This window comes from Streptomyces naganishii JCM 4654 (genome assembly GCF_014650575.1).
Lineage (GTDB): Bacteria > Actinomycetota > Actinomycetes > Streptomycetales > Streptomycetaceae > Streptomyces > Streptomyces naganishii.
In genome coordinates this window covers 502,051-526,561 of sequence record NZ_BMVF01000002.1, presented here as the reverse complement: position 1 = coordinate 526,561, position 24,511 = coordinate 502,051, and the positions used below count along the sequence as shown (strand labels likewise).

Genomic DNA, 24,511 nt, shown 5'->3' with positions numbered 1-24,511 from the left:
AAAGATCTCTTTCCTGCCAAGCGCCGCGACCACGGTGACCACCACGGGCACGGGGACGACTCCAGCCACGGACGCGACGAGTCGTCGATGAACGGACATCACGGCCGGGGTCACGACCACGGCGAGGGCCGCCACTCGGATCACGGGAGGTGACATCGGGCCGAGGCCGGGCGGACCGGTGACGCGATCGCGAGCGCCGGTCCGCCCGGCCGCGTGACCGTATGCCCGACCGCGAAGGAAGTCACGTGCCATGGCACACCTGCTGCGGCGTCTGCTGTCGGTGGGCGGGGAGTCGGAGGCCGTCGTCGCGGCCGCCCCCGTACTGCCCCCGCGCGAGGTGTTCCGGCGTTTCTGGCCCTACACGCGCGGGCGCCGGGGCTGGCTGTTCCCGCTCGTCCTGCTCAGCCTGGTCGGGCCGCTCGTCGACGCCGGTGAACTGTGGCTCTTCAAGCTCGTCGTCGACGAGGTGCTGGTACCCCGGGACCTCAAGCCGTTCCTGTGGATCGCGCCCACCTACCTGGGCCTCATTCTCGCCTCCGGAGTGCTCGGCTTCGCCGACGACATGACCTCGGCGTCCGTCAGCGAGCGCTTCCTGCTCTCGCTGCGCGCCGACGTGTTCCGGCACGTCCAGGGGCTGTCGCTGGGCTTCTTCGAACGGCGCCGGCTCGGGGACGTGCTGTCCCGGGTCACGGGAGACGTGGACGCCGTCGAGACGTTCCTGCTCTCGGGCGTGGCGGACGGCCTCTACCACGTGATCCGGCTCGGGGTCTTCCTCGGACTGCTCTTCTACCTGCGCTGGGACCTCACCCTCCTCGCGCTCGTCATCGTGCCGCTGTTCTGGGGCGCCGCCCGCCACTTCTCCCGGCTGATCAAGGACGCCTCGCGCGAACGCAGGCGCCGCAGCGGCTCGCTCAGCGCGGTCGCCGAGGAGTCCCTGGGCAACGTGGCGCTGGTGCAGGCGTACAACCGGCAGTCCTGGGAGGCGCGCCGCTTCGAGCGCGAGAACCTCGGCAAGTACCACGCGGCGATGGCCTCCGTGCGCATCCGCGCCGTCTACCGGCCGCTGGTCGAGCTCATCGAGGTGTGCGGCGGCCTCGCCGTGATGGGACTCGGCACCTGGAAGCTGGCGCAGGGCCAGCTCACGCTCGGCGGGCTGCTGGTGTTCCTGGCCCTGATCGGCAAGCTCTACAGCCCGGTACGGGACCTCTCCCGCCTCGGCACCACCTTCTACTCCGCCTCCGCCTCCGCCGAGCGGATCGCCGAACTGCTCGACCAGCGGCCCCAGGTCACCGAGGCCGCCCGCCCGCGGCGGATCGGGCGGGCGCGGGGCGCGGTCGAGTTCGACGGCGTGTCCTTCGGCTACCCCGGCGCGTCCCGCCCGGCGCTGTCGGACGTGTCCTTCCACGTCCGTCCCGGGGAGACGCTCGCCCTCGTCGGGGCCAGCGGGGCCGGCAAGTCCACCGTCGCCAAGCTCCAGTTGCGGTTCTACGACCCCGACCGCGGCGCCGTCCGGCTCGACGGCACCGACCTGCGCGAACTGGCCCTCGCCGACGTGCGCGACAACGTGGCCGTCGTGCTCCAGGAGACCCTCGTACTGCACGACACCGTGCGGGAGAACATCGCCTACGGCCGGCCGGACGCCACCGACGCCGAGATCGTGGCGGCGGCGCGCGCCGCGGACGCCGACGAGTTCATCCGGCTGCTCCCCGAGGGCTACGACACGATGGTCGGCCAGCGCGGGCGGACGCTGTCGGGCGGGCAGCGCCAGCGGCTCGCGATCGCCCGCGCGATGGTCAGGGACGCGCCCGTGCTGCTCCTGGACGAGCCGACCACCGGTCTCGACGCCGACTCCGCCCGCCGGATCATGGAGCCGCTGCGGCGCCTGATGGCGGGGCGGACCACCGTCGTGATCTCGCACAACATGCTCACCGTGCGCGACGCCACCCGGATCGTGGTGCTCGACCACGGCCGGGTCGTCGAGTCCGGCACCCACGACGAACTGTTCCTGCGCGGCGGGACGTACGCCCGGCTGCAACGGCTGCACGCGGTCGACGGTGCGGGGTCCGGCGGCGGCGGCGGTGCGGGGCCCGGCGGTGGTGCGGGGCCCGGCGGTGGTACGGGTTCCGGCACCGGTACGGATACGGGTACGGGTACGGGCGCCGGTTCCCGCGGGGCGGTGGCGTCGTGACCGCCACCACCCGGAGCGCACCACCCCCGCCCTACGCGCCTCCGCCGCTGCCCCCTCCCCTCGCCCCCGGCGCCCGGCCCGCCCCCGGCTACGAGGTGCTCGGGCATCTGGTCCGCACCGGGTGGCTGGACCTGTACGACGCCTGGAGCGACGAACGGGCCTGCCGGTGCGTGGTCAAGGTGCTGCGTCCCGACCGGCGCGACGAGGACGACCTCGCCGACCGGCTGCTGCGGGAGGGCCGCTGGCTGCGCGACTTCACCCACCCACACCTGGTCCGCGGGTACGAGACCTTCGACGGGCCCGAGCCCGTGGTCGTCCTGGAGACGCTCACCGGGGAGACGCTCGCCCACCTCGTCCACCGGCTCCGGCGCCGCCCGGCCGCCACCGACGTGGCGATGCTCGGCGTGCAGTTGTGCTCCGCGGTGCACTATCTGCACGGGCGGGACCTGCTGCACCTGGACCTCAAGCCGTCCAACGTCGTCGTCGACCGGGGGCACGCCAAGCTGCTCGACCTGGGCCTGGCCCGGCCGCCCGGGCCGGTCCCGCCCGGGGTGGGCACCTTCAGCTACCTCGCCCCGGAGCAGGCGGCCGGCGGCACGCTCACCACCGCCGTCGACGTGTGGGGCATCGGCGTGACGCTGTACGAGACGGCGACCGGGGAGGTGCCGTTCGAGCGGGACCGGGGCCGGGAACGGGAACGGGAACGGGATTGGAGCCAGGACACGGACCCCCGGTATCCCCAGCTGGAGGAGGCCGCCCCGCCCGTCGCCGCGCGGCGGCGGCTGCCGCGCCCGCTCGCCGCGGCCGTCGACGGCTGTCTGCGGCCGGACCCGGCCGACCGGCCCACGGTCGGCCGCCTCGCCACCGCACTCGCCGCGCTGCTCCCCGGGTATCCGCCGGGAAGCTGCTGAGGCCCCGCGACGCCCCGCTCAGGTCTCCGCGCCCATGGCGAAGCGGGCGCCCGCCAGGACATGGCCGTCCGCCGCCGTCACGCGGGCACCCGCGAGGCTGCGCGGGTCGACGGAGACGGGGGCGCCCCAGGAGCCCTGGCCTTTGTGCAGGGTGAAGCTCCCCGCGCGCACCGTGCTGCCGTCCTTGCGCACCAGCACGCAGGAGACCTTGCCGCTGTACGGGGTGCCGGCCTGGGAGAGGTCGACGGACATGTAGACCCAGCCCGGGTAGCCGGGGTGGGCGTAGACCTCGCCGGCGGGCCTGCCGACCCGGGACTGGGTTGAGGTCAGCCCTCCCCACAGCATGCCGGTCTGCCCGCCCGAGGGCGCCGCGGGCCGGGCCATGGTGGCCTCGATCGCCGTACCGACCGACCAGCCGCCGAACCCGATGGCGAGGACGAGCGCGGCCCCGGCGGCCGCGAGCCGCGGCCGGAGCCGGCCGAACGCACCCGCGCGCAGGCCGCTCGCGCGGGCGTGCGGGCGCCCCTCGTGCGCCGCCGCCAGCTGCTTCAGCGCCTGCGCCACACGGGTCTCGAACCCGACCGGCGGTTCGCTGCCCGGCAGCAGACCGATCAGCCGGTCGCCGACCTGGGTGAGCTGCTGGACGTACTCCCGGCAGTACGCGCACCGGTCGAGATGCGCGACCGCGCCCGCCCGCTCCCGGCCCGGCAGCACGCCGAGGGCGAGTTCGGCGCCGATCCCGCGCAGTTCCTGGCAGTTCACGTCACTGGGCATGGTCGCCTCGCCGCACGGAGGGGGCCGCGAGCGCGGTCCGCAGTTTGCCCATCGCGGTACGGATCCGGGTCTTGGCGGTGCCCAGAGGTATCCGTTCCCAGTCGGCGACCTGCTGGGCGGTCATGCCGTAGATGCCGGCCAGCACCAGGGCCCGGCCCTGCTCGGGCGGCAGCTCGGCGACCGCGGCCCGCAGCCGGGACGACGCCTCGTCGGCCAGCGCGTGCTGCTCGGGCGTCTCGCTGACCACGCCCAGGATCGCGTCCAGATCCTCGGGCGCCACCGGCTCGGGCCGCCGTGAACGGACCGCGTCGATGGCGAGGTTGTGGGCGATCGTGGTCAGCCAGGTCGTGACCGAGCCGCGCCGCGAGTCGTAGATCTGCGCGTGGCGCCACGCCCGCTCGAAGGTCTGCTGCGCGATGTCCTCGGCGAGCTGCGGGTCCCCGGTGACGGCGATGGCGACGCCGAAGACCCGGTGCTGGAACCGCCGTACGAAGCTGACGGCGAGCTCCGGGTCACCGCCGGCCAGCCCGGACAGCAGAGCCTCGTCCGGGAGACGACCCACAGGGAACCGGAATCTCGACATATCCATACATACGGTTCGTACGCCACCCGGGATTGCCCGGCGGCGCGCAATCCCGCGTTCCGCCTCCGATTCTTCCGCGCCGCCGTCCTCCCGTCGCGCTGTCGTGTCGATTCGTGCCGTCGTGCCCGCGGTGACCCCGGGTTCCGCGCGGGTCAGAGCAGGTCGGCCAGGCGGTCGGCCTGGGCGGGGTCGGCGCCGTGGCAGTAGAGCATCACCTCGTCGGCGCCCAGGTCCCCGTAGGCGCCGATGGCCCCGCGGATCTCCCGCGCGGTGGTGAGCATGCCGGACACCATCCGGTCGGGCGTGCCGGTGAAGGCGTAGTACGCGTGCATGGCGGCCCGGGCCTCCTCGACGACCGGCGGCGGGCCGAGGGCCACGTTCACCTGGGCGACGATGCGCGGGGCGCCGGTACGGCCGTACTCGCGCCACTGCGCGCGGACCGTGTCGAACAGGCCGCCGGCCCAGGACGGGGGCGCCGCCGCGAGGAAGCCGTCGCCCCACCTGGCCACGCGTTCCAGGGCGGCGGGCCTGAAGCCGCCGAAGAGCACCTCGGGGCCGTCCGGGCGGGCGGGGGCCGGGCCGATGGGGCCCACGCCGTCGCCGTACGGCTCGCCCGACCACAGACGGCACAGCAGCGCCATCTGGTCGTCCATGCGGCGGCCACGGGTGCGGATGTCGGTGCCCGCGGCCCGGTGGTCGTCCTCCCGGCCGCCGACGCCGAGCCCGAGGACGAGGCGGCCGCCGGTCATCCGGTCCAGCGTGGCCGCCTGCTTGGCCAGCAGCGCGGTGTCGCGCAGGGGGGCGAGCAGCACCTCGGTCTGGACGCGGACGCGGCAGGTCGCGCCCGCCAGCACGGCGAGGGCGACCAGCGGTTCGGGGTTGTCGTAGACGAGCCGGTCGAGCAGGCCGAGGGTGGTGAAGGGGCCGTGCTCGGCGCGCCGGGCCCAGGTGAGAAGGGTGGCCGGATCGCCGACGGGCAGGCCGATGCCCACGTTCATGAAGAGCCTCCGTAGTCGGTAAGGCGGGAAGGGCGGAAAACGGGTCGCCAAGGACCCTTGCCGCCCCTCCGGCACCCGCGCGGGGTGGGACGCTCCCGCTCTGCGGCGTACTTCCGGGGAGGCCTCTTCGAAGTGCCGTCAGCCTAGGGTGGCCGGCTCGTCACCGGCCACTCCTTTTCGGGCTACTGGTTCCATGTCTCGTCTTCGGGCTACTGGTTCCAGGTCTCGTCGTACGGGTCGTGCGGTGTCGGTACCGGCCTGGCCCCGGTGACGTCGAGGTAGGGGATCGGGCCGTTGTTGACCGGGTCGCGCGTCTGACGGGCGGTGTACGCGCCGGTGACCTCCAGCCAGGTGTCGGGCTCGAGGACCGGCGGGACGTGGCCGGTCAGGGCGATCTTGACGGGCTGGGCGTCCGCTGCACAGCAGTTCAGCGCCATGCGGACGAGGTACGGCGCACCGCCGCGGTCCAGCGCCACGAAGCCCGTGATCCTCAGGCGGCGGCCGGCGATCGAGCGGCCGTGGCCGTAGACCGCGCGGCCGGCGTAGTCGACCACGCTGAGCGGCAGCGGGTCGGACTTGGGCAGGGCCTCGTAGGCGTACGGCTTCTGCAGGGCCGTGCCCGTGCGGACGGCGCTGTAGGAGCCGAGGGCGGGCGGGGCGACGAGGATCAGCGCGAAGAGGGGGAGGACGAGGAGCCAGGAGACGCGGGGTTCGCGGTGCGCGTGCCCGTGTTCTTCCTCCGGGGCGTGGCGTCTCCTGCGCTCGTACCAGAGCGTCATGAGCGCCGTCACGACGAGCACCGCTCCCGACGCCAGCAGCAGGGGCTGCAGGGCCGCCTTGACGTAGCGCAGGTAGAGGCCGCTGAGGCCCGCGTGCAGCAGGGCCGCGCCGACCAGGAACATCACCACCGACTGCGCCTGCCGGTTCACAGCAGCACCGCCCCGGTCAGTACGGCGCCCAGCACGGCCAGGACGAAGGTGGCGGGCGCGAAGCGCAGGGCGAAGCGGCGGCCGAAGGTGCCCGTCTGCATGGCGAACAGCTTCAGGTCGATCATCGGCCCCACGACCAGGAACACCAGCTTGGCCGTCGGCGAGAACTGCGTCAGCGAGGCCGCCACGAAGGCGTCCGCCTCCGAGCAGATCGACAGCAGGACGGCGAGGACGGCCAGCGCGAGGACGGCGACGAACGGGTTGCCGGCCGCCGTGCGCAGCCAGCTCGCGGGGGCGACCGCCTTCAGGGTCGCGGCGGCCATCGCGCCCACGACCAGGAAACCGCCGGCGTGCATCACGTCGTGGCGCACCGAGCCCCAGAAGGCCTCGCCCTTGCCGCCGCCCTCGTGGGAGGCGCGGGCGGGCGGGCGCAGCCAGTCGGCGCGGCCCAGGCGCTGCCACAGCCAGCCCATCGCGCAGGCCACCAGCAGGCTCGCGGCGAAGCGGGCGAGGACCATCTCCGGGTCGCGGGGGAAGGCCACGGCGGTGGCGGTCAGCACGATCGGGTTGATGGCGGGGGCGGAGAGCAGGAACGCGATCGCCGCGGCCGGGGTGACGCCCCGCCGGACCAGGGCGCCGGCCACCGGCACGGACGCGCACTCGCAGCCGGGCAGCACCGCGCCGGCCACCCCGGCGACCGGGACGGCGAGGGCGGGACGGCTGGGCAGCGCGCGGGCGAAGAACGACGGCGGTACGAACACCGCGATGGCCGCCGACAGCAGTACGCCGAGCACGAGGAAGGGCAGGGCCTGCACCACCACGGCGACGAACACGGTCATCCAGCTCTGCATCACCGGCGCGGACAGCGCCCCGCGGAGGGGGCCCTGCGCGACGACCACGACGAGCAGGAGCAGGGTCAGGGCGACCGGGGAGGTGAGGTGCCAGCCGTCCCGCTCGGGTCCGGGCCCGCCGGCCGGTGCGCCCGGGCCGGAGCGCTCGTCGGCGTGGGCCGAGCCCGGCGGGGCTGGTCTGGTGATGGCCACGTGCGCGCTACCTCCGGCGGGCTGGGCTGGTTCTGCTCCCTTTTCTCCCGTACGGCCCAGAGCCCCCGACTGTTCACCGGCCGGGGCACCGACCGGGGCCGAATTCTGGAACCGGCGGTCACCTTGGGGCAGTCTTTCCCGGCGTGGGGAGCGTTCCGTATCAGGGTGGTGCGCCGGGGGACGGCGCGGGCGCGCACATGGTGGTGTGCGGGGACGACGGGCTCGCGCACCGGCTGGCCGCCGAGTTGCGCGGGGTGTACGGGGAGCACGTGACGCTCGTCGTGCCACCGGCCGAGCACGTGGTGCGGCCGCCGGTGGTCGGCCGCGCCCGGGGCACTTCCGCGCTGCTCGACCGGGTGGACCGGGTGGTGAGCGCGGCGGTGAGCCGGGCCGGGGGCAACGGAAGCCCGGCCGGGGGCGGCGGCAACGGCCGGTTGCCCGGCGACGACCGCGCGCTGGAGGTCTCCGAGCTGACCGAGGCGGTGCTCGCGGAGGCGGGCGTGGAGCGGGCCGCGGCCATGGCGCTGGTGTACGAAGACGACGAGACCAACATCCGGGCCGCGCTCACCGCCCGCCGGCTCAACCCCAGGCTGCGGCTCGTGCTGCGCCTCTACAACCGGCGGCTCGGCCAGCACATCGAGGAACTCCTCGACCAGGCGGCCGCGTTGGCGCTCCGCGAGGGCGGCGGTGGCGGCGAGGGGGCCGACGGCGGGGGTGACGCCGACGCCTCCACGACGGTGCTGTCGGACGCCGACACCGCCGCCCCCGCCCTCGCGGCCACCGCCGTGGCCGGAACCAGCAAGGTCGTGCAGACCGACGGGCTGCTGCTGCGCGCGGTGGAGCGGCCGCCGCCCGCGCCGGGGCAGGTCGCCGACCCGGGACTGTGCACGCTCGCGCTGCTGTCGGCGACGAGCAGCGATCCGGCGGGCGCGGACGGGTCCGAGGGCAGCGGCGAGCAGCGGCCGCGGCTGCTGCCGGACGAGGCGATGGTGCGGGCGGCCACCGGGCGCGGCACGGTGGTGCTGGAGCAGGTGTCGTACGCCGCCGGTCCGCCGTTGTCGGCCGGGCGCGGCGGCCGGGGCGGGGTCGGGGTCGCGGGGCCGCTGGCGTCGTTGTTCTCGCGGCGGCTGCGGTGGTCGCTGGCGGGCCTGGTGGCGTGCGTGTTCGCGCTCGCGGTGGCGCTGTGGCTGGTGACGGGGGTGCATCCGCTGGGCGCGCTGTACCTGACGCTGCTGGACCTGTTCGCCATCGACGATCCCGCACTGGGCAAGCCGCTCGGGCGGCAGGTGCTCCAACTGCTGTCCGGGCTCGTGGGGTTGCTGTTGCTGCCGGTGCTGCTGGCCGCGGTGCTGGAGGCGCTCGGGACCTTCCGGTCGGCGTCCGGGCTGCGCAAGCCGCCGCGCGGGCTGGGCGGGCACGTGGTGCTGCTGGGGCTCGGCAAGATCGGCACGCGGGTGCTGACGCGGCTGCGCGAGCTGCACATCCCGGTGGTGTGCGTGGAGTCCGATCCCGAGGCGCGGGGGCTGGCGACGGCGCGGCGGCTGCGGGTGCCGGTGGTGCTCGGGGACGTCACGCAGGAGGGGGTGCTGGAGGCGGCGAAGATCCACCGCGCGCACGCGCTGCTCGCGGTGACCAGCGCGGACACGACCAACCTGGAGGCGGCGCTGTACGCGCGGTCCGTACGGCCGGATCTGCGAGTGGTGCTGCGGCTCTACGACGACGACTTCGCGACCGCGGTGTACCGCACCCTGCGGGCCGCGCATCCGCGGGCGCTGACCCGGAGCCGGAGCGTGTCGCACCTGGCGGCGCCCGCCTTCGCCGGGGCGATGTTCGGCCGGCAGATCCTCGGGGCGATCCCGGTGGAGCGGCGGGTGCTGCTGTTCGCGTCGGTGGACGTGGGCGGGCATCCGCAACTGGAGGGGCGCACGGTCGCGGAGGCGTTCCGCGCGGGGTACTGGCGGGTGCTCGCGCTGGACGCGGGCGCGGCGGGGGCGTCCGGGGCGCGCGGTGAGCGGCGGGACGCCGGCGCCGACGACGCGACGGAGGAGGCGGCGGGGCGCGGGGGCCGTCCGGGGACGGCCCTGATCTGGAACCTGCCCGCGACGTACGTCCTGCGCCGCGAGGACCGGGTGGTCCTGGCAGCGACCCGCCGCGGCCTCGCAGAACTCCTGGGCCGCCGCCCCCGCCACCCCACGGCCCCCTGAGAGACCGGTCACGGGCCGCCCCCTCCCCCGGGCCCAGTCTCCGGCCCAAGCCGCAGGCCCGGCACGGCCCGCGGCCCCGACCGAGCCCTCGGCTCGGGGCCCGGGCCCCGCGGCCGACACGCCCTCACGAAACTGCTGGGCCGCAGCGCGCGGGAACGCACGGGGACCTGAGGGGGCGGACATCGTCCGCCAACGTCAGGCCCCGCGGCCTGCGGCCCGGACCCCGGCCAGGGATCACGCGGCGCCCTTCTTGCGGCCGCAGCCGGCGCCCTCGCCGACCAGGCCACCGCCGGACTCCGGCCTGCGGCCTGAACCCCGATCTGCAGGCCCGGCCCGGCCCGGCGCGGCCCGCGGCCCCGGCCGAACCCTCAGCTCGGGGCCCGGGCCCCCCGGCCGCCAGGTCCCGGCCCGGTGCGGTCCGCGGCCCCGGCCCGCCAAGTCCCGGACGGGTCCTCGGGTCGGGGTGCGGCGGGACCGGCCCTCAGCTCGGTCGCGGTGGCAGTGGTGGGGGCCGTCCCCGGGCCGGGCCGGCCGTCGGCCGAATGTTCAGTTGGGCAAGTTGCGAGCCGCGAAGTCGAGTTCGAGGCGGACCTGTTTGATGCGTTCGTCCACCACCAGTGAGCCGTGTCCCGCGTCGTAGCGGTAGATCTCGTGGAGGGCGCCGCGGGACTCCAGGCGTTTGACGTAGTTGTCGATCTGGCGGATGGGGCAGCGGGGGTCGTTGACGCCCGCCGAGATGTAGACGGGGGCCCGCACCCGGTCGACGTAGGTGATCGGGGAGGACGCCTCGAAGCGCTCCGGGACCTCCTCCGGCGTGCCGCCCAGGAGGGTGCGGTCCATGGCCTTCAGTGCCTCCATCTCGTCGTGGTACGCCGTGACGTAGTCGGCGACCGGGACGGCGGCGATGCCGAGCGTCCACGCCTCCGGCTGGGTGCCGAGGCCGAGGAGGGTGAGGTAGCCGCCCCAGGAACCGCCGGTGAGGACCAGGCGGTCGGGGTCGGCGAGGCCCGAGGTGATCGCCCATTCGCGGACCGCCGCGATGTCCTCGAGCTCGATCAGGCCGACCCGGTGCTTGAGGGCGTCGGTCCAGGCGCGGCCGTAACCCGTGGAACCGCGGTAGTTGACGCGGACCACCGCGTAGCCGTGGTCGACCCAGGCGGCCGGGCCGGCGGCGAAGGAGTCGCTGTCGTGCCAGGTGGGACCGCCGTGGATGTCGAAGACCGTGGGCAGCGGGCCGGTCGCGCCGGCCGGCTTCTGCACCAGGGCGTGGATGCGGCCGCCGGGGCCGTCCACCCACACGTCCTCCACCGGCACCGAGCCGGGGCACTTCATGCCGGGCGGGTCCAGGACCACCCCGCCCTCGGTGGAGCGCACCGCGGGCGGCTCCGCGGCCGAGGACCACAGGTACTCCACGCTGCCGTCCGGGCGGGCGGTCGCGCCGGACACCGTGCCGCGCAGGGTGGGGATCGCGACCAGCTCACGGGTGGCGAGGTCGTAGCGCAGGATCTCGCTGCGGGCCTCGAAGCTGTGGACGACGAGCAGCCCGCTGCCGTCGGGATACCACTCGGCGCTCACGTCACCGGGCAGCTCCAGGGCCAGGTCGGTCTCCTCGCCCGTGATCACGTCCCACACCAGCGGCTCCCAGCGGCCGCGGCGCTGATGCCCCACCAGCAGCCGGGAGTCGCCCTCGACCGGGGCGAAGCCCAGCACCTCCAGGCCCAGCTCGACCGTGCCGCCCTTGGTGTCGTCCAGCTCGGCGACCGGCGTGCCGTCCGGTCGCAGGACGCGCAGCGCGGAGTGCATCGCGTCGCCGTGCTCGGTGTGCTCGACGGCGATCAGCGTGCCGTCGTGGGAGAGGTCGCCGACGCCCGCGGACTCGCGGTGCCGGTAGATCTCGACGGTAGCCTCGCCCGCGCGTGCGAGGTGGATCGTCGTGCCGCCCTCGTCGGTGGAGCGGCCCACCACCGCCGTACGGCCGTCACGGCCGAGGGCCAGGCCCGCCGGGTAGGACGGCTCCAGGCCCGGCACGGCCGGCTCGTCGGGGCCGCCGGTGAAGGGCTGGCGGCGCCAGATGCCGAACTCGTCCCCGTCCTTGTCGTCGAACCACCAGATCCACTCGCCGTCCGGGGAGAGCACACCGTCCGTCGTGCCGTTGGGCCGGTCCGTCGCCTGGCGCTGCTCGCCGCTCGCCCGGTCCCAGGCGTACAGCTCGTACGTCCCCGTCGCGTTCGACACGAACAGGGCGCGGTCGGGCGCGTCCTCCGCCCAGTCGGGCAGCGACACGCGGGGCGCGCGGAAGCGCTTCTCCCAGTCCGGCATCTGTGCGATCGGTCCCCGCAGGTCCCGCGGCAGGGACCCGTTGCTCTCAGTCATGGCCCCATATTGCCTGGCCGGAGCCGAAACGCGCCGCCCCCTTCCCCAGCCTGTGGACAACTTCGACCCCCAGTGCGCCGCCACCGCCGGACGGCACCGTACCGTTGTGGTGTGTACCGGTTTCTGCTGACGCCCCGCTGGTGGGGGATCAACGTCTTCGTCCTGCTGGCGATCCCCTTCTGCATCTTCATGGGATCGTGGCAGCTCAGCCGGTTCGAGGGACGGGTGCACGACCACCGCGCCGCGACCCAGCGGGCCGACGCGGACCGCACCGCGGCGGCGACGCCGCTGGCGCGGCTGCTGCCCGTCGACAAGAGGACCTCCGGCATGCGCGCCACCGCCACCGGCCGGTACGCCACGCAACTGCTGGTCCCCGGCCGCGAGCTGGACGGCAAGCGCGGGTACTACGTGCTGACGCTGCTGCGCACGGACTCCGGCAAGGCGCTCCCCGTCGTACGGGGCTGGCTGCCCGGAACCGCCGACGCGGCCAAGGCGCCCGCCCCGCCCTCCGGCGAGGTCACGGTCACCGGCGCGCTCCAGGCCTCCGAGACGCCCGGCGACAACGGGGTCACCGCCCAGGGCGGACTGCCCGCAGGACAGACCGGCGCGATCAGCGCGGCCTCACTGGTGAACCTCGTGCCGTACGACGTCTACGACGCGTGGATCACCCTCGACAAGGCCGACTCCGGGATGAAGGCGGTGCCGGCGAAGGCGCCGGACAACACCGGGCTCGACCTCAAGGCCTTCCAGAACCTCGGGTACACCGGCGAGTGGTTCGTCTTCGCCGGGTTCGTGGTGTTCATGTGGTTCCGGCTGGTGCGGCGCGAGGTGGAGGCCCTGCGGGACGCCGAGCTGGGGCTGGTGCCGGAGGGCGAGGAGCCCGCCGTGGTGTGAGCGGGCCCGCGCGCTCTCCGCTCACGACGCCGTGAAGCACCCCGCGGTGAGACGCCCGCGGTCACGACACCGTGAGCACCCCCGCGGTCACGACGCCGCGAGCACGCCCGTGCGGTAGACCGTGCCGGAGCAGGCGTTCGGCACCGTCGCCGAGACCGTCGGAGAGCCCGCCTCCGCGGTGTGCGAGACCACCACGCTGCCGTCGGCCGGCGCGCCGTCCTCCCTGACCATCTGGGTCGAGGCGCCGGTCTCCGTGCCGGTCGTGGAGTTGGTGGCGCCCGCGTCCTGGCTGGGCGACGGGTCGGGCGAGGGCGCGCCGCTCTGGGTGCCGCCGGTGTCGGTGCCGCCGCCGGTGGTGCTCGGGCAGGCCGCCGAGGGCACCCAGGCGAACTTCACCTCGTAGGCCGCGCCCGGCAGCAGGATCAGCCCGGAGGCCTCCGTCGAGGGGTCGGGCAGGCTGGTGGCGGCGTCGCCCGCGGAGTGCCGCACCACGCTGATCTTCGTGGCGTCGGCCGCGCCCTGAGCCAGGGTGCTCACCGAGCCGGAGCCGGACACCGTACAGCTGGCGGACGAGATGTTGGCCACGTGGAAGGTGCCGTAGACGATGCCGGCCGAGTCCGGGGCGGCCACGGTGGCGGTCGGGGAGCCGAGCTGGGCGGCCGTGCACGCGGGCGTGCCGGTGCCGGTGGTGGTGGACGGGGTGCCGGTGCCGCCGCCGGTGCCGTTGCCCGTGCCGGCGCCCTTGCCGCCCTTCTGGTCGCCCCGCTTGCCGGACGTGGCCCTGTCGGGGGCCTTGCCGGACGGGTCGCCGCCGCCGCTCGGGCCGCCGTCCGGGTTCTTGCCCTGGCCGGTGCCGCCCTGGGACTGCGCAGCCTGGCCCGCCATGGCGGGGTTGGCGTCGGAGCCGGTGGAGTCGGAGACGTGCACGAGGGCCGGGACGGCGGTGCCGAGGAACAGCGCGGCGGCGGCCATGCCGACCGCGGCCTGCCGCTTGCGGGCCCGCCGGGCCGGGACCGCGCGCCTGAGGTGGTCCAGCGTCCCCTCGCGCGGCTCGACGTCGCCGACCGCCTGGTGCAGCATCCTGCGCAGGTCCAGCTCGTCCGGGTCGAGCCCCCCGGGACCCAGGTCGTCGGGGCTGTGGTTCACGGTGTCGTTCCCAGCGTGCGATTGGCTGTGCTCTTGCTCCTGTGGCCGCGTCGGCTCGTGCCACGCGTAGGGCTCGTGCCGCTCGTGCGACTCGCGCCCCTCACCGTTCTCGCTCATGCCGGCGCCCCCATGGCGACGCGCAGCGCCGCGATGCCACGGGAGCCGTACGCCTTCACCGAACCCAGCGATATCCCGAGCGTCTCGGCGACCTGCGCCTCGGTCATGTCCGCGAAGTAGCGCAGCACCAGCACCTCGCGCTGGCGGCGCTGGAGGCCCTTCATCGCCTTGATCAGCGAGTCGCGCTCCAGCTGGTCGTAGGCCCCCTCCTCCGCGCTCGCCATGTCCGGCATCGGCTTGGACAGCAGCTTGAGGCCGAGGATGCGGCGGCGCAGCGCCGAGCGGGAGAGATTGACGACCGTCTGACGCAGGTAGGCGAGCGTCTTCTCGGGGTCGCGGACGCGCTTGCGGGCCGAGTGGACGCGGATGAAGGCCTCCTGCACGACGTCCTCGCAGGAGGCGGTGTCGTCCAGGAGCAGCGCGGCCAGACCCAGCAGCGAGCGGTAGTGCGCCCGGTAGGTCTCGGTCAGGTGGTCGACGGTGGTGCCGGCCGCCACGGTGTCCGCGGCGCCGTCACGCTGGTTCGGGATGCGGGCGGGCCGCGCGGCGGGCATGGGCGCGATCACCGGCATGCCGCCGGGCGCGCCGGGCATGCGCGGGCGGTGCGCCGTGCGGGGCGGCCTGAGGGCCGTGCCGCGGGCGACCGCTGGGGATACCCCCCGCTCGAAGAGACTGGGGGAGAAGTCGAGAACCTCTGCCACGCCAGTTGGACACGTCTGCCCCCGCCGGGGTTGTACGCGCCGGGCGCCGGTTTCGCGCCGAGTGACGCGACTGACAACGTTCTCGCGCCAGGCGGCACAACGGACGGTGCCTCGGATGCCCTCATGCGTCCCGCTCTTCCCCTATGTCATTGGCCGGCGGGACGTCCCCACGCCCCGCCGCGTCCCCACGCCCCCGGAGGGCGACCGCAAAGACGCTCCCCGCCCTTCGCGCGGTTGCGGAGGACGGGGAGGGAAATCATCGGACGCCGAGGCGACGTGGATCAAGTGGTACGGACCAAGGCCCTCACCACTTCCGGCCCTATTTCTTACTTGAATCCTACAAACACTTTCGGTCCGGGCCAGGGGTTTCCCGCCGGTAACTCCGAGCTGCGACCGGAGTCACGCGCTCCGGGCGCCGGAGTCACGCCTTCTCGGTCGCCGGAGTCACGCCTTCTCGGCCGCCACCAGCTCCGCGATCTGGGCGGTGTTCAGCGCGGCGCCCTTGCGCAGGTTGTCGCCGCAGACGAACAGCTCCAGCGCCGTCGGGTCGTCCAGCGCCCGGCGCACCCGCCCGACCCACGTCGGATCGGTGCCCACCACGTCGGCGGGCGTGGGGAACTCGCCCGCGGCCGGGTCGTCGCACAGCACCACGCCGGGGGCCGTGGCGATGATCTCCCGCGCCTTGCCGACGGTGACCTCGCCCTCGAAGCGGGCGTGCACGGTCAGGGAGTGGGTGGTGATCACGGGCACGCGTACGCACGTCACGGCGACCGGGAGCTGGGGCATGCCGAGGATCTTGCGGGACTCGTCGCGCACCCGCATCTCCTGCGAGGACCAGCCCTCGTCGCACAGGGAACCGGCCCACGGCACCACGTTCAGCGCGACCGGCTCGGGGAAGGGCCCGGTGCCGTCCCCGACCGCCCGCCGCACGTCACCGGGGTTGGTGCCCAGCTGGGTGCCCGCCACGAGGGACAGCTGGCGGCGCAGGGTCTCGATGCCCGCCTGCCCGGCCCCGCTCACCGCCTGGTACGAGGAGACGACCAGCTCGCGCAGCCCGAACTCGGCGTGCAGCGCGCCCAGCGCCACGATCATGGTGAGGGTGGTGCAGTCGGGGCTGGCGACGATCCCGCGCGGGCGCCTGCGCAGCGCGGCCGGGTTCACCTCCGGCACCACCAGCGGCACGTCGGGGTCGCGGCGGAAGGCGGCGGAGTTGTCGACCACCGCCGCGCCCCTGGCCGCCGCGACGGGCGCCCACTGGGCCGCGATGTCCTCGGGGACGTCGAACAGGGCGATGTCCACCCCGTCGAAGGCGTCCTCGGCAAGGGCCGTCACCTCGACCTCCTCGCCGCGCACGGCCAGCTTGCGGCCGGCCGAGCGGGGCGAGGCGATCAGGCGGATGTCGCCCCAGATGTCCGCGCGCTGGGACAGGATCCGGAGCAGGACCGTGCCGACGGCTCCGGTCGCTCCCACGACCGCGAGCGTCGGTCGGACGGTCATCGTCGTACGCCTCCGCCGCGAGCGGCGGCGATCACGCGCCGCCGGGCGGTACGACGAGGGGCGCGCCGTGGGACGGTCATCGTCCGGTGCCGCCGTAGACGACGGCCTCGTCGCTGTCGGAGTCCAGACCGAAGGCGGTGTGCACGGCGCGCACGGCCTCCGGCACGTCGTCCTTGCGGGTGACCACCGAGATGCGGATCTCGGAGGTCGAGATCAGCTCGATGTTGACGCCCGCGTCGGAGAGCGCGGTGAAGAAGTCCGCGGTGACGCCGGGGTTGGTCTTCATGCCCGCGCCGACCAGGGAGATCTTGCCGATCTGGTCGTCGTAGCGCAGGGATTCAAAGCCGATGCCCGAGCGGTTCTTCTCCAGCGCGTCGATGGCCTTGCGGCCCTCGCTCTTGGGCAGCGTGAAGGAGATGTCCGTCAGGCCCGTGGAGGCGGCGGACACGTTCTGCACGACCATGTCGATGTTGATCTCGGCGTCGGCGATGGTCCGGAAGATGGAGGCGGCCTCGCCGGGCTTGTCGGGCACGCCGACCACCGTGATCTTGGCCTCGGAGGTGTCGTGCGCGACACCGGAGATGATGGCCTGCTCCACCTGCTCGTCCCCTTGCTCGATCGGCTCGCTGCTGACCCACGTGCCCTGCAGCCCGCTGAAGGAGGAGCGGACGTGGATCGGGATGTTGTACCGGCGCGCGTACTCCACACAGCGGTGGAGCAGCACCTTGGAGCCGGACGCGGCCAGCTCCAGCATGTCCTCGAAGGAGATCCAGTCGATCTTCCGGGCCTTCTTCACCACGCGCGGGTCGGCGGTGAACACGCCGTCGACGTCGGTGTAGATCTCGCACACCTCGGCGTCGAGGGCGGCGGCCAGCGCGACGGCGGTCGTGTCCGAGCCGCCGCGGCCGAGCGTGGTGATGTCCTTCTTGTCCTGGCTGACGCCCTGGAAACCGGCGACGATGGCGATGTTGCCCTCGTCCAGCGCGGTGCGGATGCGGCCCGGCGTGACGTCGATGATCCGGGCTTTGTTGTGGACCGAGTCGGTGATGACTCCTGCCTGGCTGCCGGTGAACGACTGGGCCTTGTGCCCCAGGTTTTTGATCGCCATGGCCAGCAGTGCCATGGAGATCCGCTCTCCGGCGGTCAGCAGCATGTCGAGCTCGCGCCCGGCAGGCATCGGGGAAACCTGCTCGGCGAGATCGATCAGCTCGTCCGTCGTGTCGCCCATCGCGGAAACGACGACGACAACGTCGTTGCCGTTCTTCTTCGCTTCCACGATCCGCTTGGCGACGCGCTTGATGCCCTCGGCATCGGCTACGGAGGAGCCTCCGTACTTCTGCACGACAAGGCCCACGTGCGCTCCTCGCTCAGTCCGTGTTCTGCCGCACATACGCAGCTGCGGTGCGGTCGGCTCAGTCTATCGAGCGCCCGGATCCTCCCACCGCGATGCCGCATGGTGAGACGGCCGGACGCCCCCTGCTCAGCACGGCTCATGCCCAGCCGCACCGCCACCACTCGGAACGTGCTCGGGGTCACACGGCCGGCCCGCCGACCACGGAAACGAACGCCGCCCAGGCGGAGGCGGTGACACGGAGCCGGGGGCCGGCGGGCATCTTGGAGTCCCGGACATGGACGGCGGTGGAGAGGGCCACCTCGACGCAGTTGCCGCCCTCACTGTCGCTGTAGCTGGACTTGAACCACTTGAGCTGGTCACTCACGCTGATCCACCATCCGCTCGATGAAACGGGCCGACTCGCCGGGGTCGAGGGCCTGTGTGCGGATCATGCTAAGCCGCTCGGTCACGCGGCTGACAACCCCAGGATCGGCCGAAAGCTCGCTGGCGAATGATCCCTCCGTGAAGGCGAATCGCTCGTAATCCTGGGTCTCCAGCAGCACCATGGGCCCCATCAGCGCCGCAGGGGTGGCCCGCTCGAACGGGAGCACCTGCACCACGACGTTCCGCGGCCGGGCCGCTTCCAGCAGACGGAGCAATTGTTCAGCGTCCACCTGGGGGCTGCGCAGCACAGCCTCATAGAGGACGAAGCTGAGACCCACAGGCGGCTTCCGGGCCGCGAGGATGGCCTGCCGCTCCATTCGGGCCGCGATCCGCTCGTTCACCGTCTCCTCGTCGAGCGGCGGCACATGGTTGTCGATGAGCTCGCGCGCGTACCTCTCCGTCTGCAACAGCCCGGGAATATAGGTGACTTCGTACGACCAGATACTGGTCGCCTCCTTCTCCCGCACCATGAAGTCCTGCGCCCGCGCGGGGAACCGCTCCCGGTCCAGGAACGGCTTCGCGGCACTCAGCATCCCCTGTGCACCGCACAACTCGTCCGCCACGTCCAGTACGCGTGAGGTCGGCCGGCGTACCCCGCGCTCCATCGAGGCGATGGTCTCCGGGGAGTAGTTGGCGGCGGAGGCCAGCTTCTCCCTGGTGACGTCCGCCTTCGCGCGCCAGCGCTTGAGTTGGTCTCCGCCGTAGCGCCACGCGGCGGGCGGCTGGTTGCTCTCACCGGACACGGCATCCACCTCCGCCACCGAAGGTAACCGCTCTCTGACATCGCGTGAGGACAAAGGGCCCGAACGGTCGCCCGGTGATGTCCGGGGGGTCACCGTGGTGCGGGGAGCGGCACGCCAACTTGGTTCCCCTACAGTCGAGTTGCCCTACCCTGGCGGGCAGGCACGTGCGGGGGAATCGGGGGACGAGCGTTGATCGTGCAAGGGTACGGGCCGGGCCGGGGAGGCCTGTGATGCGCGACGCGGCAGTGTTGATCCACGCGCTGACCGGCCTGGCATGGCCCATGTTCGCCGTCTGGGTGGTGTGGAAGCTGCTTCCGGACGTCCGGGACATCCTCAGGAAGCGGGCCTTCAGCCTCAAGGTCGGCAACAACGAACTGACGGTCCAGGAGTTCACGGACCAGATCGTCCAGACCACCGCGGAGCTCCAGCAGCACATCACGGCCCAGACCGATCGGCCCCGGCCCGGACAGGAGCCGGAACCGCGGTCGCAACGCGTCCTGCGCAGGATCCTGTGGGTCGACGACACGCCCGCCAACAACGCCTATCAGGCCGGCCAGTTGCAGGCGATGGGCGTGGAGGTCGTGCAGGCCCGGTCCACGGACGAGGGTCTGCGGGCCCTGCGGAGGGCAACGCAGCCCTTCGACGCCGTGATCTCCGACATGGGCCGCGCCGAGGCCGGGGGGTTCGCCCCCGACGCCGGGCTCACGCTGATCCGGAAGATCCGCGAGGCCGGCGACAAGACCCCGGTCTTCGTCTACGGCGGTTCGAACGCGGCAGCACGCCGGGAGCAGGTGGCCGCCGCCGGGGGCGACGGCACCACCCAGTCCCCGACGGAGCTGTTCGCGCTGCTGGGACAGGTGGGCCGGTTCCCGAAGTCGGCTACTTGACCGGGCCCATCCCCAGCGGGCCGCCGATTTCCTGGGCCATGACCTGGCCGGCCTCGAACTCCAGGGTGTCGTCGCCCACGCCCTGGTCGGTGTCCAGGCCGTCCAGCTCCGCCAGGGGCTGGTTCAGGCGGACGTGGGCGACCAGGGACTGCAGGGCGCGCAGGGTGGCGGAGGCGGTCGAGCCCCAGTTGGAGAAGTAGGAGAACTGCCACCACCACAGGGCCTCGGTGACGCGGCCCGCGCGGTAGTGGGCCATGCCGTGGCGCAGGTCGGCCACCACGTCGGCCAGGTCGTCGGAGATGCGCGCGGGCACGGGGGCCCGGCGCGGCTCGTAGGGGTCGAAGACCTCGGAGTAGACGTCGATCGGCTCCAGCAGCCGGCCGAGGTTCTCACGGAGGATGTCCACGTCCTGCTCCGGGCCGGGGTCGGGCTCGTAGCGCTCGTCGGGCACGATGTCCTCGTGCGCGCCGAGCCGCCCGCCGGCCAGCAGCAGCTGGGACACCTCCAGCAGCAGGAAGGGCACCGCCGAGTCCGGCTCGTCGCCCTTGGCGACCTCGGTGACCGCGACCAGGAAGCTCTCGATCTGGTCGGCGATCTGCACCGCGAAGTCGTCCGGGTTCCGGCCGGTGGCGTGCAGCGTGGCGTCAGACATCTAGGAGTCGTCTCCCCTCGAAGGCGCGGCCGAGGGTGACCTCGTCCGCGTATTCCAGGTCGCCACCCACCGGGAGGCCGCTGGCCAGGCGGGTGACCTTCAGGCCCATGGGCTTGATCATGCGCGCGAGGTACGTCGCCGTCGCCTCGCCCTCCAGGTTGGGGTCGGTGGCCAGGATGAGCTCGGTGACCGTGCCGTCCGCGAGGCGGGCCAGCAGCTCCCTGATCCGCAGGTCGTCCGGGCCGACGCCCTCGATCGGGCTGATCGCCCCGCCGAGGACGTGGTACCGGCCGCGGAACTCACGCGTGCGCTCGATGGCGACGACGTCCTTGGGCTCCTCGACCACGCAGATGACGGACGCGTCGCGGCGGCTGTCGCGGCAGATGCCGCACAGCTCCTCCTGCGCCACGTTGCCGCAGACGGCGCAGAAGCGGACCTTCGCCTTCACCTCGAGCAGGGCCTGGGCGAGCCGCCGCACGTCCGCCGGTTCCGCCTGGAGGATGTGGAAGGCGATCCGCTGCGCGCTCTTGGGACCGACGCCGGGCAGCCGCCCCAGCTCGTCGATGAGGTCCTGGACCACGCCTTCGTACAACGGACTGCCGCCCTTCCTGACGGTTTCTTTCGGTACGTACGGTAGTTGCCCGCGGGCCGCCTCAGAAGGGCAGCCCCGGAATGCCGCTGCCGCCGCCCAGTCCCTGGGCGAGCGGGCCGAGCTTCTGCTGCTGGAGGGCCTGCGCGTTCTCGTTGGCGGCCTGCACGGCCGCGACGACCAGGTCGGCGAGGGTCTCGGTGTCCTCCGGGTCGACCGCCTTCGGGTCGATCCTCAGCGCCCGCAGTTCGCCGGCGCCGGTGACGGTGGCCTTCACCAGACCGCCGCCCGCCTGCCCCTCGACCTCCGTCTGCGCCAGTTCCTCCTGCGCGTGCTGCAGATCCTGCTGCATCTTCTGGGCCTGCTGGAGCAGTTGCTGCATGTTGGGCTGGCCACCACCGGGAATCACGATCGGCTCCTGCTTTCGTACGGCTGCCTGGGCGGGGACCGTCCTGCCGGATTCCCCGTTGGCACGAGCCTACGTGCTCCGGGCAGGCAGCGCCCCGCCACTCTTTCGAGTGAGTTTGCGATGGGTCCTATACCTGATCAAGACCCTCTTCCGGGCGGAAAAACGACGCTTGGCTCCGCTTCGCCACCCATTGGGCGGTAGGAAGGGGTCCGGCACGGCGGGCGAGCCGCGGCCGCACAGCACAGCCTCACGCACCGTGATCAGTAGGGAGTGCCGGGTGGGTCAGCCGGAGATGCAGCCCGAGCGTCCGCCGCAGGACGGGCGGGGCGAGGGGGCGGCCGGGCTCCGGCCGGGCGATCTGACCGGGCGGCCGTTCCCGCTCGGTGACTGGGGCGAGCCGGCCGAGCGGCTGGACGAGCTGTACCGGTGGGTGGAGCGGGGCGCGCTGCACACGGCGGCCTGGTACCTCGCGGAGCGCGAGTGGAAGCGGCGCGGGGCGCGGGCGCTGCGCGGCGGGGCCGCCGCGGGCGCGGTGACCGGGGCGGCGCTGCCGCTGCTGGACCTGACCGGGGCGGTGGGCGGGGCGGCGCGCTGGGGGTACCTGGCGCTGCTGCTGGCCGTGGCGTGCGTCGGGGTCGACCGGTGCTTCGGGGTGACCGCCGGGTGGATGCGGGACGTGGCGACCGCGCAGGCGGTGCAGCGGCGGCTCCAGGCGCTCCAGTTCGACTGGGCGTCGGAGTGCGTACGGGAGGTGCTCGGCCCGGCCGAGGGCACGGCCGGGGAGGCCGCCGAGCGGTGCCTGGCGGTGCTGCGGCGCTTCTCGGAGGACGTGACCGAGCTGGTGCGCACCGAGACCGCCGACTGGATGGTGGAGTTCCGCGTCGGCCCGGCCCCCCTCGGCATCCAGTCGGCCGTGCCCCCGGCCGGCCGCGCCGAGACCGCCACCGCGCCGTTCGGCCGCCCGGCCCTCCCCCCGGGCGCCGCCCGGCCGAACATGCCGAGACAGCGCCCTCCCGAGCCGCGGTGAGCCGTCGACGGCCGACGCCCCGGGCCGGGGCGAGCGGTCGGGGGCCGACGTGCGGGTGTGGTGCGGGAGTTCACTCCCGGGTGTAGACGAGCTTTTCGCCGCTGCCGGTGTTCACGCGTTCCAGGGTGCCGTCCGGCTGGAGGGTCACCTCCGTGGCCGCGCCCGCGTTGCAGCCCTCGCTCGCCCGCCCGGTCGTGACGGTGGACGGGCCGATCTCCAGCGGACCGCCAGCGCCGGGCTGCCGGGTGAGCCGGGCCTCGAACACGCAGTGGTACGTGCCGTTGCCGGTCGGGCCGTCCGCGACCAGCGTGAGCACCGGGTCGCCCACCTCGCCCTGGGTGATGGTGAGGCGGCGGCTGTTGGCGCCGAACGCGTTGTTGATCGTCGCCGTCCAGCTGCCCAGATAGCCGGTCGGCACCACGCCACCGGTCGGTGACGGGGACGATGTCCCCGTCTCGGACTCCGTCGGTGAGGGGCCGGTGCCGGTGGGGCCGGGGGTGGTGGGCGCGCCGGTGGTCCGGGAGGGGCCCGGGCCGCCGCTCTTGTCGTCGCCGCCCCCGCCCTTCATCAGGGCGTACACCGAGCCGCCCGCGCCGAGCGCCACGACGAGCGCGACCGCGATCAGCGCGAGCGTGGACCGGCCGCCCCGGCGCGGCTCCGGCGCGGGGTCGTACGCCGACGGGCCGTACGGCGAGGAGCCGTAGGACGGCGGCGCACCGTAGGGCGGGGTCGTGCCCGGTGAGCCGTACAGGGGCTGCGGGGGCGGGGCGTACTGCTGGGGAGGGCCGTAGGCGGGGTGGACCGGGGGCGGCGGCGCCTGGCCCGCGACCATGGTGGGCTGGTGGTTCACCGGGGCGCCGGGGGCGGCGACGGGGGGTTGCACGGCGGTCGGGGCGTCACCGCCGGCCACGGCGGCCGCGGCGGCTCCCGAAGTCGCGGCGGTCCCGGCGGTCCCGGCGGTCCCGGCGGTCCCGGCGGTCCCGGAGGTCCCCTCCGCCTTCGCCGCCCCCTTGGTCAGCTCCACGACGGGACGGCCGTCACCGGCATCGGTACCGGCCGCCAGGCCGGACCCCGGCTCCTCCGGCTCCTCCGGGTTCTCCGGGTTCTCCGTGTCCAGCAGCCGCACCGCGTGCCGCCCGAGCTGGGCCACCAGCGCGCTCGGCAGCCACGGATCGCGGAAGCGGCCGTCGGCCACCGTGTCCTCGGCGCCGGTGCGCTCCAGGATCTGGTCGAGCGTGGGCCGGGCCGCCGGGTCCTTCCTCAGGCACGCCCGTACGAGGTCGGCGATCCCCTCGGGCAGCCCGGTGAGGTCGGGTTCCTCCTCGGCGATGCGGTACATCAGCGCGTGCACCCCGCTGTCGGCGCCGCCGAAGGGCAGGGCGCCGGTGGCGGCGTAGGCGAGGACGGAACCGAGGCAGAAGACGTCGCAGGCGGAGGTGACCCGGTCGCCGCGCACCTGCTCGGGCGCCATGAAGCCGGGCGAGCCGATCATCGCGCCGGTCCGGGTCAGCCCGCCGTCGGTGACGGTCTCCAGCGCCCGCGCGATGCCGAAGTCGATGACGCGCGGCCCGTCGATCGTGACCAGCACGTTGGAGGGTTTCAGGTCGCGGTGGACGAGCCCGGCCGCGTGGATGTCCTTGAGCGCCCCGGCGAGACCGGCCGCGAGGATCCGCACCGACCGTTCGGGCAGCGGCCCGTGGTCGTGCCCGACGACCTGCTGGAGGCTGGGACCGGCGACGTATCCGGTGGCGACCCACGGCACGGGCGCCTCGGTGTCGGCGTCCAGCACGGGCGCCGTCCAGTGGCCGCCGACCCGGCGCGCGGCCTGCACCTCCTGCCGGAACCGCGCCCGGAACTCCTCCCGCTGGGCGAGCTCGCGCCGCACCACCTTCACCGCGACGGTCCGCCCCCGGTCCGACCGGGCCAGGTACACCTGCCCCATGCCCCCGGCGCCGAGCCGCGCCAGCAACCGGTACACCCCGATCTTCCCCCGGAACTCAACATCCGGGGGGACCCCCGTCGGATCGCCGGGCCCGAGCTTCTCCAAGGCTGAACCGCCTCCCCCCCCG

General features: G+C 73.9%; 22 protein-coding genes. 6 read left to right on the top strand and 16 right to left on the bottom strand.

The window, feature by feature from the left end:
* Nucleotides 1–250 precede the first annotated feature (250 nt).
* Both IE217_RS05180 and IE217_RS05175 read left to right on the top strand, forming a co-directional pair.
* On the top strand, nt 251–2,188 hold the full coding sequence (locus IE217_RS05180; protein ID WP_190176479.1) for an ABC transporter ATP-binding protein: 1,938 nt from the start codon (nt 251–253) through the stop codon (nt 2,186–2,188).
* On the top strand, nt 2,185–3,099 hold the full coding sequence (locus IE217_RS05175) for a serine/threonine-protein kinase (RefSeq protein ID WP_190176478.1): 915 nt from the start codon (nt 2,185–2,187) through the stop codon (nt 3,097–3,099). Before IE217_RS05180 ends, IE217_RS05175 begins: the two co-directional genes overlap by 4 nt.
* A gap of 18 nt (nt 3,100–3,117) precedes the next feature.
* Here the strand turns inward: IE217_RS05175 and IE217_RS05170 are convergent, their stop codons facing one another.
* The 5 genes from IE217_RS05170 to IE217_RS05150 form a co-directional block, all read right to left on the bottom strand.
* Nucleotides 3,118–3,873 (bottom strand): hypothetical protein, encoded by a 756-nt coding sequence (locus tag IE217_RS05170; RefSeq protein ID WP_190176477.1) that lies wholly within the window; start codon nt 3,871–3,873, stop codon nt 3,118–3,120.
* Complete coding sequence (locus IE217_RS05165; RefSeq protein WP_190176559.1) at nt 3,863–4,456, bottom strand: RNA polymerase sigma factor; 594 nt, start codon at nt 4,454–4,456, stop codon at nt 3,863–3,865. The genes IE217_RS05170 and IE217_RS05165 overlap by 11 nt, the downstream gene beginning before the upstream one ends.
* A gap of 152 nt (nt 4,457–4,608) precedes the next feature.
* Nucleotides 4,609–5,454 carry an LLM class flavin-dependent oxidoreductase gene (locus tag IE217_RS05160; RefSeq protein WP_190176476.1) on the bottom strand — a complete coding sequence of 282 codons (846 nt, stop codon included), beginning with the start codon at nt 5,452–5,454 and terminating at the stop codon, nt 4,609–4,611.
* A gap of 209 nt (nt 5,455–5,663) precedes the next feature.
* Nucleotides 5,664–6,383, bottom strand: a complete 720-nt coding sequence (locus IE217_RS05155; protein ID WP_190176475.1) for a TIGR03943 family putative permease subunit — start codon at nt 6,381–6,383, stop codon at nt 5,664–5,666.
* Nucleotides 6,380–7,426 carry a permease gene (locus IE217_RS05150; RefSeq protein ID WP_229865036.1) on the bottom strand — a complete coding sequence of 349 codons (1,047 nt, stop codon included), beginning with the start codon at nt 7,424–7,426 and terminating at the stop codon, nt 6,380–6,382. Before IE217_RS05150 ends, IE217_RS05155 begins: the two co-directional genes overlap by 4 nt.
* 197 nt (nt 7,427–7,623) lie before the next feature.
* On the opposite strand from IE217_RS05150, the gene IE217_RS05145 reads away from it, so the two are divergent.
* Nucleotides 7,624–9,630: an NAD-binding protein gene (locus tag IE217_RS05145; RefSeq protein ID WP_190176558.1), complete on the top strand. Its 2,007-nt coding sequence runs from the start codon at nt 7,624–7,626 to the stop codon at nt 9,628–9,630.
* A 546-nt stretch (nt 9,631–10,176) separates the two neighbouring features.
* On the opposite strand, the gene IE217_RS05140 is transcribed toward IE217_RS05145, so the two are convergent.
* Nucleotides 10,177–12,003 carry a S9 family peptidase gene (locus IE217_RS05140; protein ID WP_229865034.1) on the bottom strand — a complete coding sequence of 609 codons (1,827 nt, stop codon included), beginning with the start codon at nt 12,001–12,003 and terminating at the stop codon, nt 10,177–10,179.
* Between the two features lie 111 nt (nt 12,004–12,114).
* Between IE217_RS05140 and IE217_RS05135 the strand changes: the two genes are divergently transcribed.
* Nucleotides 12,115–12,897, top strand: a complete 783-nt coding sequence (locus IE217_RS05135) for an SURF1 family protein (RefSeq protein ID WP_190176474.1) — start codon at nt 12,115–12,117, stop codon at nt 12,895–12,897.
* Nucleotides 12,898–12,984: 87 nt separating this feature from the next.
* On the opposite strand, the gene IE217_RS05130 is transcribed toward IE217_RS05135, so the two are convergent.
* The 6 genes from IE217_RS05130 to IE217_RS05105 all read right to left on the bottom strand — a co-directional run bounded on the left by IE217_RS05130 (nt 12,985) and on the right by IE217_RS05105 (nt 18,878).
* Nucleotides 12,985–14,043 (bottom strand): hypothetical protein, encoded by a 1,059-nt coding sequence (locus IE217_RS05130; RefSeq protein ID WP_308432688.1) that lies wholly within the window; start codon nt 14,041–14,043, stop codon nt 12,985–12,987.
* Between the two features lie 113 nt (nt 14,044–14,156).
* Nucleotides 14,157–14,861 carry a SigE family RNA polymerase sigma factor gene (locus IE217_RS05125; protein WP_373297957.1) on the bottom strand — a complete coding sequence of 235 codons (705 nt, stop codon included), beginning with the start codon at nt 14,859–14,861 and terminating at the stop codon, nt 14,157–14,159.
* 444 nt (nt 14,862–15,305) lie between these two features.
* Nucleotides 15,306–16,358: an aspartate-semialdehyde dehydrogenase gene (locus IE217_RS05120; RefSeq protein WP_190176471.1), complete on the bottom strand. Its 1,053-nt coding sequence runs from the start codon at nt 16,356–16,358 to the stop codon at nt 15,306–15,308.
* A gap of 76 nt (nt 16,359–16,434) precedes the next feature.
* The gene (locus IE217_RS05115) at nt 16,435–17,712 is read right to left on the bottom strand and encodes an aspartate kinase (protein WP_190176470.1); all 1,278 of its coding nucleotides are present in this window, start codon (nt 17,710–17,712) and stop codon (nt 16,435–16,437) included.
* 178 nt (nt 17,713–17,890) lie between these two features.
* Entirely contained in the window at nt 17,891–18,076 is a 186-nt protein-coding gene (locus IE217_RS05110; RefSeq protein WP_190176469.1) for a DUF397 domain-containing protein, read from the bottom strand.
* On the bottom strand, nt 18,069–18,878 hold the full coding sequence (locus tag IE217_RS05105) for a helix-turn-helix domain-containing protein (protein WP_190176468.1): 810 nt from the start codon (nt 18,876–18,878) through the stop codon (nt 18,069–18,071). Before IE217_RS05105 ends, IE217_RS05110 begins: the two co-directional genes overlap by 8 nt.
* Nucleotides 18,879–19,108: 230 nt before the next feature.
* Between IE217_RS05105 and IE217_RS05100 the strand changes: the two genes are divergently transcribed.
* Nucleotides 19,109–19,765: a response regulator gene (locus IE217_RS05100; RefSeq protein ID WP_190176467.1), complete on the top strand. Its 657-nt coding sequence runs from the start codon at nt 19,109–19,111 to the stop codon at nt 19,763–19,765.
* On the opposite strand, the gene IE217_RS05095 is transcribed toward IE217_RS05100, so the two are convergent.
* The 3 genes from IE217_RS05095 to IE217_RS05085 form a co-directional block, all read right to left on the bottom strand.
* The gene (locus IE217_RS05095) at nt 19,758–20,417 is read right to left on the bottom strand and encodes a DUF5063 domain-containing protein (protein WP_190176466.1); all 660 of its coding nucleotides are present in this window, start codon (nt 20,415–20,417) and stop codon (nt 19,758–19,760) included. The genes IE217_RS05100 and IE217_RS05095 overlap by 8 nt on opposite strands.
* Nucleotides 20,410–21,009 (bottom strand): recombination mediator RecR, encoded by a 600-nt coding sequence (gene recR / locus IE217_RS05090; protein ID WP_190176465.1) that lies wholly within the window; start codon nt 21,007–21,009, stop codon nt 20,410–20,412. The genes IE217_RS05095 and recR overlap by 8 nt, the downstream gene beginning before the upstream one ends.
* Before the next feature lie 61 nt (nt 21,010–21,070).
* Complete coding sequence (locus IE217_RS05085; RefSeq protein ID WP_190176464.1) at nt 21,071–21,415, bottom strand: YbaB/EbfC family nucleoid-associated protein; 345 nt, start codon at nt 21,413–21,415, stop codon at nt 21,071–21,073.
* Nucleotides 21,416–21,692: 277 nt separating this feature from the next.
* Between IE217_RS05085 and IE217_RS05080 the strand changes: the two genes are divergently transcribed.
* Entirely contained in the window at nt 21,693–22,442 is a 750-nt protein-coding gene (locus IE217_RS05080; RefSeq protein WP_190176463.1) for an SLATT domain-containing protein, read from the top strand.
* Between the two features lie 70 nt (nt 22,443–22,512).
* On the opposite strand, the gene IE217_RS05075 is transcribed toward IE217_RS05080, so the two are convergent.
* Nucleotides 22,513–24,489 (bottom strand): serine/threonine-protein kinase, encoded by a 1,977-nt coding sequence (locus tag IE217_RS05075; RefSeq protein ID WP_373297956.1) that lies wholly within the window; start codon nt 24,487–24,489, stop codon nt 22,513–22,515.
* Nucleotides 24,490–24,511: the final 22 nt, after the last annotated feature.